This is a genomic window from Amycolatopsis sp. NPDC051716, from assembly GCF_040681595.1.
In the GTDB taxonomy this organism is placed as follows: Bacteria; Actinomycetota; Actinomycetes; order Mycobacteriales; family Pseudonocardiaceae; genus Amycolatopsis.
In genome coordinates, this window is record NZ_JBFAZA010000002.1 from 203,581 (window position 1) to 218,709 (window position 15,129).

A 15,129-nucleotide genomic window follows, 5' to 3' on the forward strand; every position below is an offset into this window, starting at 1 on the left:
GGTGGCGTGGACGGGCGCGGGCATGGGTATGCGGTCAAGGTCGACGAGCTGGGCAAGCTCATCGACGACCTCGGCACGGCGGCGGACCGGATGGCCGAGGCCGACAAGAAACTCGGCGGCGGTGGGGCGTTCGGCTCGCTGGGGACGGCGGAGCTGGGCCAGGCCGGGGTCGAGTTCGAGGAGGCTTGGGCCTTCGGCATCGACCGGCTGGGCGAGGCGGCTTCGGGCGTGACGGAGCGGCTGAAGACGGCGAAGCAGAAGTACGAGCAGATCGAGGCCCAGTTCGGGGGCGAGCTGGGAAAGTTCGGCTCGGCGGTGCTGGGCGACCTCCCGGACGGCGGCCAACCGGGCGGCGCACGGGGGCATTACCCCGTGGCCGGGCAGCCGGGTGGCGGGCCCGTCGGCGGTGACGGCGGGGACGGGCCGGTGGGTGGTGGGTATACCGGCGGGGTGCCGGGTATCGATCGGCTGGCCGAGCGGACCGATGCAGGCGCTGATCTGGGCGGCGGGCCGGTCGGCGGTGGGTATACCGGCGGGGTGCCGGGTATCGGTGAGCCGGCCGGCCGGGAGGGGCCGGTCGGCGGCGGTGTCACCGGCGGGGTGCCGGGTATCGATCGGCTGGCCGAGCCCGCGGCCCCCGCAGCCGGGTCGCCGGGGACCGAACCCGAGGACGACCGGCCCGTCGGCGGCGGCGCGACCGGCGGCATCACCGACCTCCTGAACGGCCTCGACCGATGAGCGCCCGCGACTTCCCGGCCTTGGGCTTCGACCCGGCGCCCGGCGATCTCGACGGCATCACCGACCTGGCGGGCAAGTACCGCGCCGTGGGCGGCGATCTGACCGAGGCCGACGTTTCGCTCCGCCGGATCGTCCAGCAGCAGGGCATCTGGCAGGGCGAGGCGAGCGAGGCCTTCTCCCGCCGTCTCGGTCCGCTGCCGGACTACCTCGACGATGCGGCCAAGTCGATGACCCGGGCCGCCGAGGCGCTCGAAGGCTGGGCGCAGAACCTCGGTGACCTGCAGAAACACGCGGCCGAGCTGGAAGCGCGCGCGGAAGCGGCGGCCCGGGCGGCCGAGCAGGCGCGGGCGAACCCGGACCTCGCGCTGGCCAACCGGACGTTCCCGGACCAGCAGTCCCTGCAGATCGCCCAGCGCCTCCTCGACAACGCGGGCCAGCAGCTCCAGACGGCCATCGACGGCTGCCAGAACGTCCAAGACGCGGCGAAGCAGCTCCAGCAGGAGCACACGGACGCCGCCGCCCGGGTCGCCGAGCAGCTGCGGCAGGCCAAGGCGCTGGCCCCGGACGAGCCGGACGTTCTCGACAAGCTCGGCGACGCCGTCGGCGGGGCCCTTGTCGACTTGTCGGCCACTCTCGCCGACGGGGTCGACGAGGCGTTGAACTTCGTCCAGGACCACGCGGAACTGCTGGCCAAGGCCTCGGACGTGATGGGTGACATCGGCAACGCCCTGGGGCTGGCCGGTGAGTTCCTCCCCGATCCGTTCAAGGAGGTCGCCGGAGTCGTCGCGACCACGTTCGGGGTGGCGGCGCTGGCCGGCCACGCCACGGCCAAGCTGGCCGGCGCCGATGTCGCCGGGGAAACCTTGATCTTCGACGGAATCGGGGCGGGGACTTCGTTGATCGGCGGCTTCTTGCCGATGGGCGGCGCGGCGGTGGCGAAGGCCCTCGGCTACGGGGCCGTCGGCGCCCAGCTCCAGGCCGATGCCGGCGCCCGGACGCTCGGCGTGGATTTCGAGGGGCCGATCGGCGACTTGCTCAACTACTGGGTCCCGAAGGACGTGGGCCAGCTGGCCGCCACCAGCTCGGCGCTCGTCGTCGGGCCTGCTCCGTTGGTGATCGTGGCGGCGGAAAACGCGGCCGATGCCGGAGAACAAGCCGACAACGCGCCGGAGCGCCGACGTCAGCGGGCGGAAGACGAGGTGTGGAACTGATGCCTCTCGAAATCGACCTGCCGCCCGGGTTCGCCGGTCTGCCGGTGGGCGACGACGACCAGCTCAACCGCGGGCACGCCCGGATGGTCGCCGAAAACGTCACGTCCGGGACCAGCGTCGAACAGTTCGGCAGCTACCTGATGGCCATGGTGCCGGCCATGCAGGCCAACGGCGTCCGCGTGTTCGGCAAGTTCGCCGTCGGCCCGCGGAAGGGTGACGTGGCCACCCTGACGCTCGGCGTGGCGCGCTGGCCGGAGACCGCGCCCGGCAGCCGGGATGCTCTCGTCGCCGCGATGGCCGAGGAGTACCGCGGCCGCCACAAGCGTGCGGTGGTGCAGCCGGTGCGGCTGCCGATCGGGCCGGCCGTCGTCGCCATCAGCGGTGGTGAATTCCGCCTGCCCGAACGGGACGTCCGGACGCAGATCAAGGCGGAGTACCAGATCCCGCTGCCGGACGGCCGGTCCGTGGTGATCCTGTCGGTCGTCGCGGAGTCCGAAGACGCCTGGCCGGCGGTCGCCGAAGCGACGGCGAAGGTGGCCTGGAGTCTCCGCAGCGGCGAGGCGGCGCGATGACGGACCTGGCCGCCGGCAACTCTTTCTCACCGCTGATCGTCCTGCTGATGCTGCTCGTGCTCGGCGGTCTCCTCGTAGCTTCGGTGACGGTGCGGATCATCCGGATCGCGCGGGGCCGGGAAAGCCGTGAACAGCAGCTGGCCCGCCTGGCCGCCCAGCTCGACGGCCGGGACCGGGTCCGCATCCGGATGGTGGAGTTCGGCTTGTCCGAAGCAGAGCTCCGCTGGGTCGCGCACGGCCGCGGCTACGGCCTGATAGAGCACACCTTCAGCAGGTACTACGAGTTCGTCCGGGTACCACACCAGGTGCCGCCGGGAAGCCCGGGACCGGGATCGTGGCAGGGGAGACCATGAACAACGCGCAGCTGATCGAGGAACTGCGCTGGCAGCTCAGGCAGATCGAAGACCGCAAGGCCGAGAACCAGCGCCTCCTGGCCGGGATCGCCGGCAGCGACCACACGACCGTCGTCTCGCCGGATCGGAGCGTCACCGTGCTCGCCGGGCCCGGTGGGGTCGTCAGCGAGGTGCGGCTCGCGCCCGAGGCCATGCGGTCCGACGCGGTCACGCTCAGCCGCACCATCACCGCGGCCGTCCGGGAAGCCGTCGCCGCCGGGAAAGGGGCGGCCCCAGTGCCACCGGCCGCGCCGTCTCCGGCACAGCGTCAAGCGCCACCGCCGCCCCCGCGCAGACCGGCTCCGGCCGACGACGATCCCTACGACACCGTGTTCGACATCTAGGCCGGCGGCGGCTGCTCCCGCTTCGCGGCAGCCCGCTTGGCCCGCCACCCCAGGGCCAGCACCGCCTGGACCAGCTCCTGATAGCTCGGCTTGACCTCCTCGAGGTACCGCTCCAGATAGGCCGCGCGGGCCGTGGGGACCGGGCGCGGGTTGTCGCCCGGGTCGAGCCACGGCAGGCCCTGGATGTTGTGCAGCGCCATCTTCCACCAGCGCGTCGCGCGCTCGGCCGCCCTCGTTTCGCGCTCGACGGCCACTTCGATCGCCGCTTCGGCGGCCTCGATCTCCGCGTCCAGTGCCTTGGCCCGCGCCAGTTCCCACTCGCGCAGGTTCTCCGCCGAGCCCCGGGAGAGGGCGATGATTTCCTTGTACCGCATGGCCGCGGTGGCGTCGTCGGTCATCGGTCGTTCTCCGGACGCTGGAACGGGATGATCACTTCGGGTGCGCCGTGGGTGGTGCGGTCGAAGAACAACGCGCGGCCCGGCCGCGGCGACCAGTGCACGACCTGGCCCGCCGCGAACGGCGACAGCTCGTTGCCCTGGACGTCGAGCGCCGCCCACGTGCCGATGTCGTCGGTGCCGCCGAAGCCCAGCGTGTCCTTGAGCCGGGCGATGCTGCGCCACCAGCCGATCGTGTGGATGCCGTGGCCCGGCCCCTGCTTGAGCACCACCCGCAGGTGGTCGAGGCCGCTCTTCAGCTGGCCGACCGCTTTGGCTTCCAGATAAGGCAGAGCCGCGTCGACGCCGTACAGCAGCAGCACCTTCGCGCCGCCGGACATCGAGCCGGTCATCGACTCCAGGACACCGGTCAGGTCCTCCACCAGCGACGCCGCGTGGCCGTCCTCGCGCAGCCGCTCGGTCAGCTCCAGCGCGGCCGGCGCGCACGCCTCGATCGGGCAGCTCAGCACGAACTCGACTTCGCCCGGTTCGTACTGCCGGGACAGCGACCGCGCCGACGAGTCCATGATGGACAGTGCTTCGGCGGTCGCCGAGCCGAGCACCGCGACGTTGCGGCCCGGCGCGCGTGGCAGGTCCACGCCGCACGCCGTCTCGGTCACGTCGATCGACTGGCCGAGCAGGGCCCGCGGCTTCGAGTTCGGCTTGAGGTCCAGGTACGCCGGGAACCGCTCCAGGACCGGCTGGTGCGCGCCGTCGAACAGGCGCGGCCGCGGGAAGTGGCCCGCGTACTGCTCCCACAGCCGGTGCTGCAGCCGGACGAACACGTTCTTGCTGCTCGCGTCCGGGATGTGGGCCAGCTGGTTGCCGTGCGCGACGCCGGAGTCGTGGTTGATCACCGCGTGCCACTTCGGCGCCGACACGGCCGCGTTGTTCGTCTCGGCCAGCACGCGCCGCGCCTTCGGCATCGCGATCCGCAGCGTGCACTGCTCGAACACCGCCGGCTTGCCCCAGAACGCTTCGATGCCGGCGACGTCCTGGCTGGCCAGCACCAGGTGGATGCCTTGCGACCGGCCTCGCCGCGCGATGTCTTCCAGCAGCTGCGTCGCCGTCGCGGTCACCTGGTCGCGGCCCGCGAACAGGTACTGGAACTCGTCGATCACCGCGACGATCCGCGGCCAGTGCCCGCCCGGATCGGCTTCGCGGAGGTCGGCGAGGTTCGTGACTTCGTGTTCCTTCGCGGCCGCGGACCGGCGGCGCAGCTCGTCGGCCAGGAACCGCAGCAGCGCCAGGCCGAACTCGCGGTCGGTGTTGACGTTGACGCCGACGAGCCGCGCGTGCGGCAGCCAGCTCGCGTCCTTCCGGCCCGGCGCCAAGCCGGCGAACGAGACGCCTTCCTTGAAGTCCAGCAGGTACAGCGCCAGCTCTTCCGGGGTGTACCGCGCCGAGAGGCTGCCGAGCAGCGCGTACAGGAAGTTCGTCTTGCCCGAACCGGACGGGCCGCCGATCAGGGCGTGCGGGCTCGCGTCGCCGATCACGACCTCGACCGGCTCGCCTTCGAAGAACCCGACTGGGCCGCGCAGTTCGCGCGCCGAGCTCTCTTGGCCCAGCTCCGTCGGCAGGAGGTCGTCGAACGAGCGCGGGCCGCCCTGCTTGGCGATCAGTGCCTTGGCGATCGTGTCGATGGCCCGGATGACCTGCGCGGACGGCATCGGGGGATCGAGGTCGACGACGAGGTCGGTGCCGGACATGCTGCTGATCGCGTGCCGGTCGTCGAGCAGGCTCAGCGTCTCGACCGGCGCGCTCACCGCGGTCGGTACGTCCACCATGATCAGGCAGATCCCGGCGGCCAGCGCCCCGCTCGCGACGCGCTTGAGGTCACGGGCGCGTTCGGGTTCGAGGGTCTCGCCGTTGCCGTAGAGCACGACGATGCGGTACGGCTCGCCCCGCTGCTCGTTGTGCGCCCGCATTTCCCGCAGCGACGTGAACCCGGCGGACATGCAGCTGGCGTGGATGCGCCGGATGTGGCCGGCCAGCTCGTCGAGGAGGTCCTCCAGCCGGCCGGGGTCGTACAGCGAGAGCGCGCTGGTGTGGCTGAGCGGATAGAGGTCGGGCAGGATCGCGGTCAGCTGCCCGATGTCCCACAGGTGCACGCGCACCGCGCCGGGCTCGAACGTCGAGAGCACGCGGACCAGCAGGTTCTGCACGATGCCGTCGATCGCGGACCGCGTCTTCGGGGCCGACGTGATCGCCAGGTGCGACTCGTCGAGCAACGGGACGGCGACGTCGAACGTGCGGGTCGGGTCGCCACCGGCCGCGGTGGTGGTGCCGACGTGCCACAGCCCGGGCGAGGTCAGGCCGGGGTTGTGCCCGACCGTGCCGAGCCAGTCGCCCGCCGGCAGCCCGGCCGGGCCGGGTGCGTTCTGCGCGACCAGTTCCCGCAGCGTGGCGGGACCTTGGCTCCAGTCGGTGTAGAAAGCGCTTCGCACGCTGCCGAGCGCGGCGAACACTTCGTGCGCGGCGGGGTGGCGCGACCACTCGTTCTGCTGCTCGGCACTGGCGTGGTTCATGCCGACCTTGACGATGTCCTGCTCCAGCCGGAGCTTGGACAGGTCGGCTTCCGCGGCTTGGCGCGCACCGGCCGCCGCGCCCAGCACCAGTCCGATCTGATGGCGGACCCGGTCGAGTGCGGTTTCGACGCGGTTGCGTTGCTCGGCTGACTTTTTGGCCATCGGCGTCCCCAAGAAAAGGTGTCCCCTACAAGGATTACAGGCGCGACCGGTATCCGCTCACCAGATCTTCGGCGGCGTGCAGGCGGACGAGGAGCTGGTCCAGCCCCTCGCCGGCCTGTGCGTACTGCGAAGGAAGCCAGGGATCGGCCTTGGCCTGGGCATCCACGAGAGCTTGCCGGGCTTCCCCGAGCAGGCTTGTGGCCCGTTCGGAGTGGGCGCGCGCGTCGGCGAGCCCGGTCACGGCAGCGGTGAGCAGCTGGTGGAGTTCGGCGAGCGTCATCCGGCTAGAGACGCGCCGAGTAGGAGTCGGCGGAGGAAATGCTTGCTTGGACGGTGCTCTGCAAGCCGTTGATGCTTTGCAGGGCCTCCGCCAGGAGTCCGTGCGCCTGGCTCACTTCGGGCTGGCTGCTCCCTTGCGTCGCCTGTGCGAGCGACTGCTGGGCTTCTTCGAGAGACTGCGCTGCCTGCTGCAGGGCGGCGATGCTCGCGGACGCCTTCTCGTTGGCGAGCGCGATGCCAGCGCGGATCTCTTCGACTCCGGCCATCGGGCCTCTACTCCTCGAATTCTGGTGGGTCGTACGGGGACGGATTCCATTGAAACAGATCCAGCGACTCAGCGTGATCATCAGACTTTGCCGAGTGACCGCGGGCCCGCAATCAGCAAGGCCCCGGACGTGGGAACGTCCGGGGCCGGGCCGATCACGGTCTGTGCGGGGGTCGTCCCGCCACCAGTGCCGCCGACTGAAGTCGCTGGCCAGCGCTACCCCAGGTCAGCGCGGTTTTCGTGCCACTGCTGGCCTTTCTCGACAGGGGCGGGCGAGGTGCTGGTGAGACTAGCGCGACCGGAGTAACGGCCTGCGGTCAGCCCTGTTCGTAACTCCTCGTACAGGCGCAGAATTCCGCAGCACCGAAGGCATTTCACGTTCGAGTAGGCCAAAAGCACCCGGCAATCGTGTCCGGGACATACCGACGGTGGGTCCGGCGGGCGCAGCGGCGGAAGGGCGCGTAGACGACGAACGCCGGGCTGCCCGTGAGAGCTGCCCGGCGTTCGCCTGGTTACTGCGGCGGAGGATACAGGATTCGAACCTGCGAGGGCGTGAACCCAACACGCTTTCCAAGCGTGCGCCTTAGGCCGCTCGGCCAATCCTCCGCAGAAGACGATACCGGATGGCCTCGGTCACCAGTGAAGGTGGGTCAGGCGGTGACGTCGGCGACCACGCACGTGATGTTGTCCGGGCCGCCGCCTTCGTTGGCCAGGCGGATCAGCTCCGGGATCACCTCGGCCGGCTCCGCGCCCGCCGCCAGGACGTCGCGCAGGGTTGCTTCGGAGACCGGGCCGCTCAGGCCGTCCGAACAGAGCAGGTAGCGGTCGCCCGGCTTCGCCTTGAACGTCCAGATGTCGGGGTCGCCGGAGCCCGCCGTCTGCAACGCCTTCATCAGCAGCGAACGGCGGGGGTGCGACTCGGCGTCCTCCGCGGCGACCCGGCCGTCCTCGACCAGTGCCTGCACGAGCGTGTGGTCGCGGGTCAGCCGGCGCAGCCCGCCCTCGCGCAGGAGGTAGCCGCGGGAGTCGCCGATGTGGGCCGCCGCGAACTCGACGCCGTCGAACAGCAAGGCCGTCAACGTGGTGCCCATGCCTTCGGTCGTCGGCTCCTGCGAGACCACTTCGTGCAGCCGCGCGTCGATCGACTTGACCACCCCGGCCAGCGTCGCGGCCATGTCCACGTTCGTCAGATCGAGCCGTCGCAGGTCGACTTCGAGTTCGCGCAGCACGTCGACCGCCGTCGCGCTGGCGACCTCGCCGTGCGGCTGGCCGCCGATGCCGTCGGCGACGGCGAGCAGGCGGGAACTCGCGTACACCGCGTCCTCGTTGACCCGGCGACGCTTGCCGACGTCCGACCCCGCGGCGTACCGCAGGACGTACCGATCGTGTGTCATGCCTCCCATGAAAGCATTGGTTGACTGAGTTCACAAGCGTCTCGGCTGAATGGAGCATCCTCCGATAGAGTCCTCGCCATGGACGACGATGCCACGGTCAGCGCGGCCGACATCGCGCGGCTCGCCGGGGTCGGGCGGGCCGCGGTCAGCAACTGGCGCCGCCGCTACCCGGACTTCCCGCCGCCGGTCGGCGGCACGGCGTCGAGCCCGCTGTTCGGCCTCTCCGCCGTGGCCGGCTGGTTCCGCGCGCGCGGCAAGAAGTTCGAGCTGAGCGCCGGCGAACGCGCGTGGCAGCGCCTGCGCGCCCTCGGTGACGACCTCGACCTGGCCGAGCGCGTCAGCCGCGCGGGCGGCTTCTTCGCCTTCCAGGCCGGCGTCTTCGACACCTTCGACAGCAAGCTCGACGACCCGGAGCTGCTCACCCTGCTCAGCGAGCTGACGCACCAGGCAGGGCCGGTCGAAGCGTTCGAACTGCTGTGCCGCCGGTACTTCGAAGCACATTCACGGCGGCTGTCGGCCACTCCGGAACCGATCGCCGAGCTGATGGCCCGGCTCGCCGGCCCGGTGTCCACGATCCTCGACCCCGCGTGCGGCTTCGGCGCGCTCGCGCTGGCGAGCGGCGCGAAAACCGTGCTGGGGCAGGACAGTGACCCGATGACAGCGTCGATCGCGGCGTTGCGGCTGCGGTTGCGCGGCATCGAGGCCGAGGTCCACGCGGTCGACGCGCTGCGCGAAGACGCCTTCGCCGGCCGCACCGCCGAAGCGGTGTTGTGCGACCCGCCGTTCAACGAACGGGCCTGGGGGCACGACGAACTGGTCGGCGACGCGCGCTGGGAGTACGGCCTGCCCCCGCGCGGCGAACCCGAGCTCGCCTGGGTGCAGCACTGCCTCGCGCACGTCGAACCCGGTGGCACCGTGGTGATCCTGATGCCGGGCGCGGCGGCCGGGCGGCGCAGTGGCAAGCGCATCCGCGGCAACCTGCTGCGGGCGGGCGCGGTCCGGGCCGTCGTCACGCTGACGCCGGCGGGCCCCGACCTCTGGCTGCTGCGGCGGCCGGCCCCCGGTGAGCGAGCGCCGTCCACCGTGCTGCTCGGCGAAGCGGGCGACGATCTGTCCACAGTGGAAGAAAGCTGGCGGGAGTTCGGCGCGCACCCGGAATCCGGCGTCCGGATCATCGACCTGCTCGACGACGACGTCGACCTGACGCCGGCCCGCCGCCGCACCAGGGACGAGGATCCCGGGCAGGCCTTCCAGGCCGTGCGCGCCCGGTTCGCCGCGCTGACGCCCGAGCTGCCACCCCTCGAAGCGGCGGCCGCCGAACCGGCGTTCACGACCATCGGCGAGCTGGCCAAGGCCGGCGTCGTCGAGGTCAGGTACGCGCCGGTGCGCGCGGACGCCGAGCACCCGCTGGCCGAGGCGGGTGACGTCGTCGCGTCGGTCACCGGCATCGCGTACGTCCACAGTGGACAGCCGCGGCCGGTGGGCGCCGGGCTCACCGTGTACCGCGTCGACTCCGGGCGGCTGGACGCGGAGTTCCTCGCCGGCTGCCTGCGCGCGGCCGACCTGCCCGCCGCGTCGGCGTCGACCCGGATCGACAGCAGGCGCGTGCGGATCCCGCGCGTCTCGCTCGCCGTCCAGCGCGAGTACGGCGAGGTCTTCCGGCAGCTGGCGGAGTTCGACGCGGTTCTGCGCGAGACGGCCGAAACCGGCCGCGAGCTGGTCCGGCTAGGCTTCGCTGGACTTGTCGGAGGACGGCTCAGGCCGGGCCAATAGGGGAACGGATGCTGATCGCCGACCGCTACGAGCTCGACGAGCTGCCGCTCGGCCGCGGCGGGATGGGTGCGGTGCACGGCGGGTTCGACCGCCGGCTGGGCCGCCGGGTGGCGATCAAGCTGCTCAGGCTGCCGGGCGGTGACGAAGAACTCGAAGCGCGCTTCGCCCGCGAGGCCCGCATCCTCGCGACGCTCGACCACCCCGGCGTGCCGACGCTGTACGACTACGGCACCCACGACGACCGGTTGTTCCAGGTCATGCAGTTCGTCGACGGCGTCACGGTGGCCGACCTGCTCGCCGAGCACGGCCCGCTGCCGGTGTCGTGGGCCGCGGCGATCGCGGCGCAGGCGTGCGCGGTGCTGACCGCCGCCCACGCGCTCGCCGTCTGCCACCGCGACCTCAAGCCGGCCAACCTGATGCTCGGGCCCGACGGCGGCGTGAAGGTGATGGACTTCGGGCTGGCCGTGCTTCGCGAAGCCGACGCGGCGCAGTTCACCCGGGCCGGGCAGCTGCTGGGGACGCCGTCGTACATGGCTCCGGAACAGATCCAGCGGGGCGGCGCCGAACCGCGCAGCGACCTCTACGCGCTGGGCTGCGTACTGCACGAAATGCTCACCGGACGGCGGCTCTTCGAGGGGCCCACCGCGTACGCGGTGTTCGAGCGGCAGGTCAAGGAGCTGCCGCCGCCGGTGACCGGCGTCCCGAAACCGTTGAACAGGCTGCTCGCCGAGATGCTGGCGAAGGATCCGGAAGCCCGCCCGGCCGGCGCCGCCGTGCTGTACGAGCGGCTCGGCGCGTTCGTCGGCGGGCTGCCGCCGCTGCCGGGCTTCCTGGTGCCGCCGTCGGTGCCCAGCCCGGGCCGGATGTACGCCCGGATGCTGGGCCGCGTCAGCGGCTGAGCGCCGGGCGCCGGTCGGCCAGCGGCAGGCCACGGCGCTGGATGCGCCGGTAGGTCGTCGCGTTCTGCACCGCGATGCTCAAGCCGAGGCTGAGCGCGATCGACGCCGAGGTCAGCGGACCCGTGATGCCGAGAGCGGTACCCAGCGCGACGACGCCGATCCGCACCGCGACCGTCAGCCCCCACAGCCCGATCGTGACGGCCGACCCCTTCTGGAACGTCGTGCCGTCGCGTTCGGTGAGCGTGGTCGTGGTGCTGCGCAGCACGCCGAGCCCGGCGAGCACCAGCAGGTCGACGGCCAGCAGGCCCAGCTCGGCCGCGGACGCGCCAGACAGCGCTTTCAGCGTCAGGTACCCGCCCACCACCGTGAGCAGCAGGGGCATGGCGAACAGCGTCCGGCGGTTGAGCAGCGTGCCGCGGACCTGCTGGTAGACGACCTTGTACAGGACGAGGCCGGCGATGGCGGCGTAGAGCAGGACGTTCTGGGCGCTGGGCATTTCGGGCTCCCCCTTGGAGTTCGGCGATTGCTCCCAGCTTCGGCGACCGGCGGCCCGGAGGCGTCGGCCCGCGGATCGGTCCCGGGTGGAACCCCATGTCAACCCCCGGGTTGACCCCGGCTGCCCAAATCGTGACCTTTTCCGACGAACCTCGAACGGGTGAACGCCGTCTTTACCGGTGTCCAAACGCGATGATCGAAACAGCTGGGGGTAACGGATCGTGAAAAGGCTTCTGGCGGGAGCGGCCGCACTGGCCACCGCGTTCGTGCTGGCCGCGTGCTCCGGTGGGGGCTCGGCCGGTGGTGCGAACGCGGGCGGCGGGGCCGTCGCCGCGGGGACCGGCGGCGGGACGCCGACGACCTCGAGCGCCACCCCCACGCCGACCACCACCGTCACGGCGCCGACGCCGACGGCGACGCCCACCCCGTCGTCGTCCACGAAGCCGGCGCCGACCAGCACCTCGGCCAAGCCGAAGCCCAAGCCGACGCCGACCTCGAAGCCGGCGCCCAAGCCCGCGCCGGACCCCGGCGTCCCGTGCGCGGCCGCGGCCGCGGCTTCGGGCACCGCCGCCTGCGTCGACCTCTCGGCGCACAAGGCGTGGCTGCTGGACGGCGGCAAGGTCGTCTACGGTCCGGTGCCGATGCTGCCGGGCCGCAAGGGCAACGAGACCCCGGCCGGCACGTTCCACGTGCTGTCGAAGGAGAAGATGCACCTGTCGAAGGAATTCGACAACGCGGAGATGCCGAACTCGGTCTTCTTCTACCCGGGTGACGCCTTCCACACGGGCAGCCTCTCGGTGTACTCGCACGGCTGCATCCACCTCTCGGCGGGCGCGTCCCTGAAGTTCTTCAACACGCTGCACCTCGGCGACATCGTGCAGGTTGTCCCGTAAATCGCCACGGTCCGTCACGTGGTGTAGGTCACATTCGGATGAAGTAATCCGGATTGCTGCAACTGGTCCTCCTGATCTTGCGACAAATGATCGCTTGGGAAGGGGGCCACATGGCCGTGCGGAAGCTTCGCCTGCTGCTCGCAGCAGCCCTGACGGCGGCGTTGCTGCCCGTCGTGTCCACGGGAGTGGCGGCGGCGGCGACGCTTCCGCCGGGGTTCGTGCTCCGGGACACCGACTCCGGGCTGGGGGCGTACCGGCTCACGGACTTCGGCTACCTGCCGGACAACTCCGTCCTCGCCACCGGCAAGGACGGAGTCGTCCGCTGGCTGCCGGGTACCGGCGCCGGCCGGACGATCGCGACACTGCCGGTCCACGCCGACGGGGACCTCGGCCTCGTCGGGCTGGCCGTGGCGCCGGACTACGCGACGTCACGGGCCATCTACCTCACGCGGTCGATCAACACCGCCGGCGGCTTCGTCATGCGGCTGTCGCGGTTCACGGTGACCGTGGACGCGGCGGGCGCGCCGGCCGGCCTGAGCGGTGAGCGGCCGGTCTTCGAGGCGCCGGGCACCTCCGACGTCCACGGGATCGACACCGTCCTCGCCGCCGCGGACGGGACGTTGTGGCTGTCCGTCGGCGACGACAGCGACTTCCGGATGACGGATCCGGCCGCGCTGCGCGCCCAGGACGTCGACCAGCCCTACGGCAAGATCCTCCACCTGACCGCCGACGGCCGGGGCGTGCCGGGGAACCCGTACTACGACGAGGCGAACCCGGGCTCGACCGCGAGCAAGGTGTTCGCGCGCGGGTTCCGCAACCCGTTCCGCTTCGGCCTCGACCCGGGCCTCGGCCTGCCGGTGGCCGGCGACGTCGGCTGGGTCAGCTGGGAAGAGCTCGACGTCGTCCAGCGCGGCGCCAACCAGGGCTGGCCGTGCTGGGAGGGCAACCACCGGACGCCGGGCTACACCGATCTCGCGGGCTGTGCCGGCGTGCAGAACCAGCCACCCCTGTTCGAGCTGCCGCACGGCGCCGGGGTGATGACGGGCAACAGCGTCACGGGCGGGATTGTCTACAATGGATCCAGCTATCCGGCGGCTTACCGCGGCTCGTACTTCTTCGGCGACTACGTGGCGAACAAGATCTGGACGCTGCGCTACGACGACCAGGGCAGGGTCACGCAAGCCCCGCAGAACCCGCCGGTCTTCACTGACATCGGCGGCCCGGTGAAGTTCGCGGCGGCGCCGAACGGCGACATCGTCTTCGCGGACATCCTTTCCGGAAACCTGCGCCGCCTGAGCTATTCCGCCGGCGACACCGCCCCGGTGGCCAAAGCGACGACGTCCACGAACCCGGGCACGCGCACGGTGTCGTTCGACGGCTCGGCCTCGGTCGACTACGACGCCGATGCGCTCGTCTACGACTGGGACTTCGGGGACGGAACGACCTCGGCCGACGCCGGTCCGAACGTGTCGCACGCCTACGCGGCGGGCACCGCCTCGTTCACCGCGAAGCTGCGGGTCCGGGACCCGCTGGGGCTCAGCGGCGAGGTCGCCATCGCGGTCGCGCCCGGCAACCGCACCCCGGTGCTCACGCTGAATCCGCCCGGGACCACGACGTTCGCCGTGAACCAGCAGGTCGCCGTGAGCGCCACCGCGACCGACGCCGAGGACGGTGCCCTGCCGATCACCTGGACCACGGCGGTGCGGCATTGCCCGAGCGAAGCGACGTGTCACGCGCACCCGGGCATCGGCGGCACCGGGACGAGCTTCGCCCAGCCGTTCCCCGCGCACCCGGACTCCCGGATGGAGTTCACCGCGACGGTGACCGACAGCGCGGGCGTCTCCACGTCCAAGACGTACACGGCGATGCCACGGCAGCACCGGATCACCCTGCGCGGCACGCAACCCGCCTCGCTGAGCATCCCGGTGGAGGGTGGCGTCAGCTCGGCCATGGTCACCGAAGGCGCTTCCTTCGACGTCGAGGCCGCACCGCTGGCCATCGACGGCGCCTCCGAATTCTCCGGCTGGCAGGGCGGTCCGGCCGGCTCCACCTGGATCGTCACCGTCGGCACCGGCGACCTGACGCTGACAGCGAACTACACGACTCCGATCGACCGGCGCTACGGCGCCGACGCGGCGTTGCGGGCGGCGCTCGGCGCACCGGTGGCGGCCGAGATCACCGACGGCCCGGTCCACTACCGGGTCTATGCGAACGGCCGGCTGTACTGGAGCGCGGAGACGGGCACCCGGTACAGCACCGGTCCCGTGCTGGAGAAGTACCTCGCCTTCGGCGGGCACGGCGTGCTCGGGCCGCCGGCGTCCGACACGTCGATGACACCGGACGGAGTGGGCCAGTACAACCACTTCCTCATCAACGGCACGGTGGGGTCGATCTACTACACCGCCGCGACGGGCGCGCACCTGATCTCCGGCGAGATCCGGAAGAAGTGGGCCGAGCTGGATTACGAGCGTGGCTTGGGTTATCCGACGACCGACGAGCTGGGGACGCCGGATGGCGGTGGCCGCTACAACCATTTCACCGGTGGCGGCTCGATCTACTACACGACGGCGACGGGCGCGCACGCGATCTACGGGGAGATCCGGAAGAAGTGGGCCGAGCTGGATTACGAGCGTGGTCTCGGCTATCCGACCACTGACGAGCTGGGGACGCCGGATGGCGGTGGCCGCTACAACCATTTCACCGGTGGCGGCTCGATCTACTACACGACGGCGACGGGCGCGCACGCGATC

At 71.5% G+C, this 15,129-nt stretch carries 15 protein-coding genes and 1 tRNA gene; 9 read left to right on the forward strand and 7 right to left on the reverse strand.

Features of this window, described 5'->3' with window-relative positions:
* Positions 1 to 6 precede the first annotated feature (6 nt).
* Genes AB0M30_RS03150 through AB0M30_RS03170 form a run of 5 tightly spaced genes read left to right on the forward strand, consistent with a single transcriptional unit; the run spans position 7 to position 3,257 of the window.
* Positions 7 to 738, forward strand: coding sequence for a hypothetical protein (locus tag AB0M30_RS03150; RefSeq protein ID WP_364579164.1), 732 nt, complete (start codon positions 7 to 9; stop codon positions 736 to 738).
* On the forward strand, positions 735 to 1,949 hold the full coding sequence (locus AB0M30_RS03155) for a putative T7SS-secreted protein (RefSeq protein WP_364579167.1): 1,215 nt from the start codon (positions 735 to 737) through the stop codon (positions 1,947 to 1,949). The genes AB0M30_RS03150 and AB0M30_RS03155 overlap by 4 nt, the downstream gene beginning before the upstream one ends.
* Positions 1,949 to 2,521: a hypothetical protein gene (locus AB0M30_RS03160; RefSeq protein WP_364579170.1), complete on the forward strand. Its 573-nt coding sequence runs from the start codon at positions 1,949 to 1,951 to the stop codon at positions 2,519 to 2,521. Before AB0M30_RS03155 ends, AB0M30_RS03160 begins: the two co-directional genes overlap by 1 nt.
* Positions 2,518 to 2,874: a hypothetical protein gene (locus AB0M30_RS03165; protein ID WP_364579172.1), complete on the forward strand. Its 357-nt coding sequence runs from the start codon at positions 2,518 to 2,520 to the stop codon at positions 2,872 to 2,874. Before AB0M30_RS03160 ends, AB0M30_RS03165 begins: the two co-directional genes overlap by 4 nt.
* Positions 2,856 to 3,257 carry a YbaB/EbfC family nucleoid-associated protein gene (locus AB0M30_RS03170; protein WP_364579175.1) on the forward strand — a complete coding sequence of 134 codons (402 nt, stop codon included), beginning with the start codon at positions 2,856 to 2,858 and terminating at the stop codon, positions 3,255 to 3,257. The genes AB0M30_RS03165 and AB0M30_RS03170 overlap by 19 nt, the downstream gene beginning before the upstream one ends.
* Here AB0M30_RS03170 and AB0M30_RS03175 read toward each other — a convergent pair.
* The 6 genes from AB0M30_RS03175 to AB0M30_RS03200 all read right to left on the reverse strand — a co-directional run bounded on the left by AB0M30_RS03175 (position 3,254) and on the right by AB0M30_RS03200 (position 8,319).
* Complete coding sequence (locus AB0M30_RS03175) at positions 3,254 to 3,655, reverse strand: hypothetical protein (protein WP_103338105.1); 402 nt, start codon at positions 3,653 to 3,655, stop codon at positions 3,254 to 3,256. The two genes, AB0M30_RS03170 and AB0M30_RS03175, sit on opposite strands and share 4 nt — an antisense overlap.
* Entirely contained in the window at positions 3,652 to 6,381 is a 2,730-nt protein-coding gene (locus AB0M30_RS03180) for an FtsK/SpoIIIE domain-containing protein (protein ID WP_364579178.1), read from the reverse strand. The genes AB0M30_RS03175 and AB0M30_RS03180 overlap by 4 nt, the downstream gene beginning before the upstream one ends.
* A gap of 34 nt (positions 6,382 to 6,415) precedes the next feature.
* On the reverse strand, positions 6,416 to 6,661 hold the full coding sequence (locus AB0M30_RS03185; protein WP_003056173.1) for a hypothetical protein: 246 nt from the start codon (positions 6,659 to 6,661) through the stop codon (positions 6,416 to 6,418).
* 4 nt (positions 6,662 to 6,665) lie between these two features.
* Positions 6,666 to 6,926: a hypothetical protein gene (locus AB0M30_RS03190; protein WP_103338103.1), complete on the reverse strand. Its 261-nt coding sequence runs from the start codon at positions 6,924 to 6,926 to the stop codon at positions 6,666 to 6,668.
* A gap of 520 nt (positions 6,927 to 7,446) precedes the next feature.
* Positions 7,447 to 7,531, reverse strand: a tRNA-Ser gene (locus AB0M30_RS03195).
* Between the two features lie 44 nt (positions 7,532 to 7,575).
* The gene (locus AB0M30_RS03200) at positions 7,576 to 8,319 is read right to left on the reverse strand and encodes a protein phosphatase 2C domain-containing protein (protein WP_360164722.1); all 744 of its coding nucleotides are present in this window, start codon (positions 8,317 to 8,319) and stop codon (positions 7,576 to 7,578) included.
* Between the two features lie 78 nt (positions 8,320 to 8,397).
* Between AB0M30_RS03200 and AB0M30_RS03205 the strand changes: the two genes are divergently transcribed.
* Together AB0M30_RS03205 and AB0M30_RS03210 are read left to right on the forward strand one after the other, a co-directional pair.
* Positions 8,398 to 10,092 carry an N-6 DNA methylase gene (locus tag AB0M30_RS03205; protein WP_364579181.1) on the forward strand — a complete coding sequence of 565 codons (1,695 nt, stop codon included), beginning with the start codon at positions 8,398 to 8,400 and terminating at the stop codon, positions 10,090 to 10,092.
* An 8-nt stretch (positions 10,093 to 10,100) separates the two neighbouring features.
* On the forward strand, positions 10,101 to 10,991 hold the full coding sequence (locus AB0M30_RS03210; RefSeq protein WP_364579184.1) for a serine/threonine-protein kinase: 891 nt from the start codon (positions 10,101 to 10,103) through the stop codon (positions 10,989 to 10,991).
* On the opposite strand, the gene AB0M30_RS03215 is transcribed toward AB0M30_RS03210, so the two are convergent.
* A complete protein-coding gene (locus tag AB0M30_RS03215) occupies positions 10,981 to 11,487 on the reverse strand; it encodes a hypothetical protein (protein WP_364579186.1) in 507 nt (168 codons plus the stop codon). The two genes, AB0M30_RS03210 and AB0M30_RS03215, sit on opposite strands and share 11 nt — an antisense overlap.
* A 220-nt stretch (positions 11,488 to 11,707) precedes the next feature.
* On the opposite strand from AB0M30_RS03215, the gene AB0M30_RS03220 reads away from it, so the two are divergent.
* Together AB0M30_RS03220 and AB0M30_RS03225 are read left to right on the forward strand one after the other, a co-directional pair.
* Positions 11,708 to 12,379, forward strand: a complete 672-nt coding sequence (locus AB0M30_RS03220; protein WP_364579188.1) for a L,D-transpeptidase — start codon at positions 11,708 to 11,710, stop codon at positions 12,377 to 12,379.
* A gap of 110 nt (positions 12,380 to 12,489) precedes the next feature.
* A partial coding sequence (locus tag AB0M30_RS03225) for a PQQ-dependent sugar dehydrogenase (RefSeq protein WP_364579190.1) occupies positions 12,490 to 15,129 on the forward strand: 2,640 nt, incomplete at its 3' end.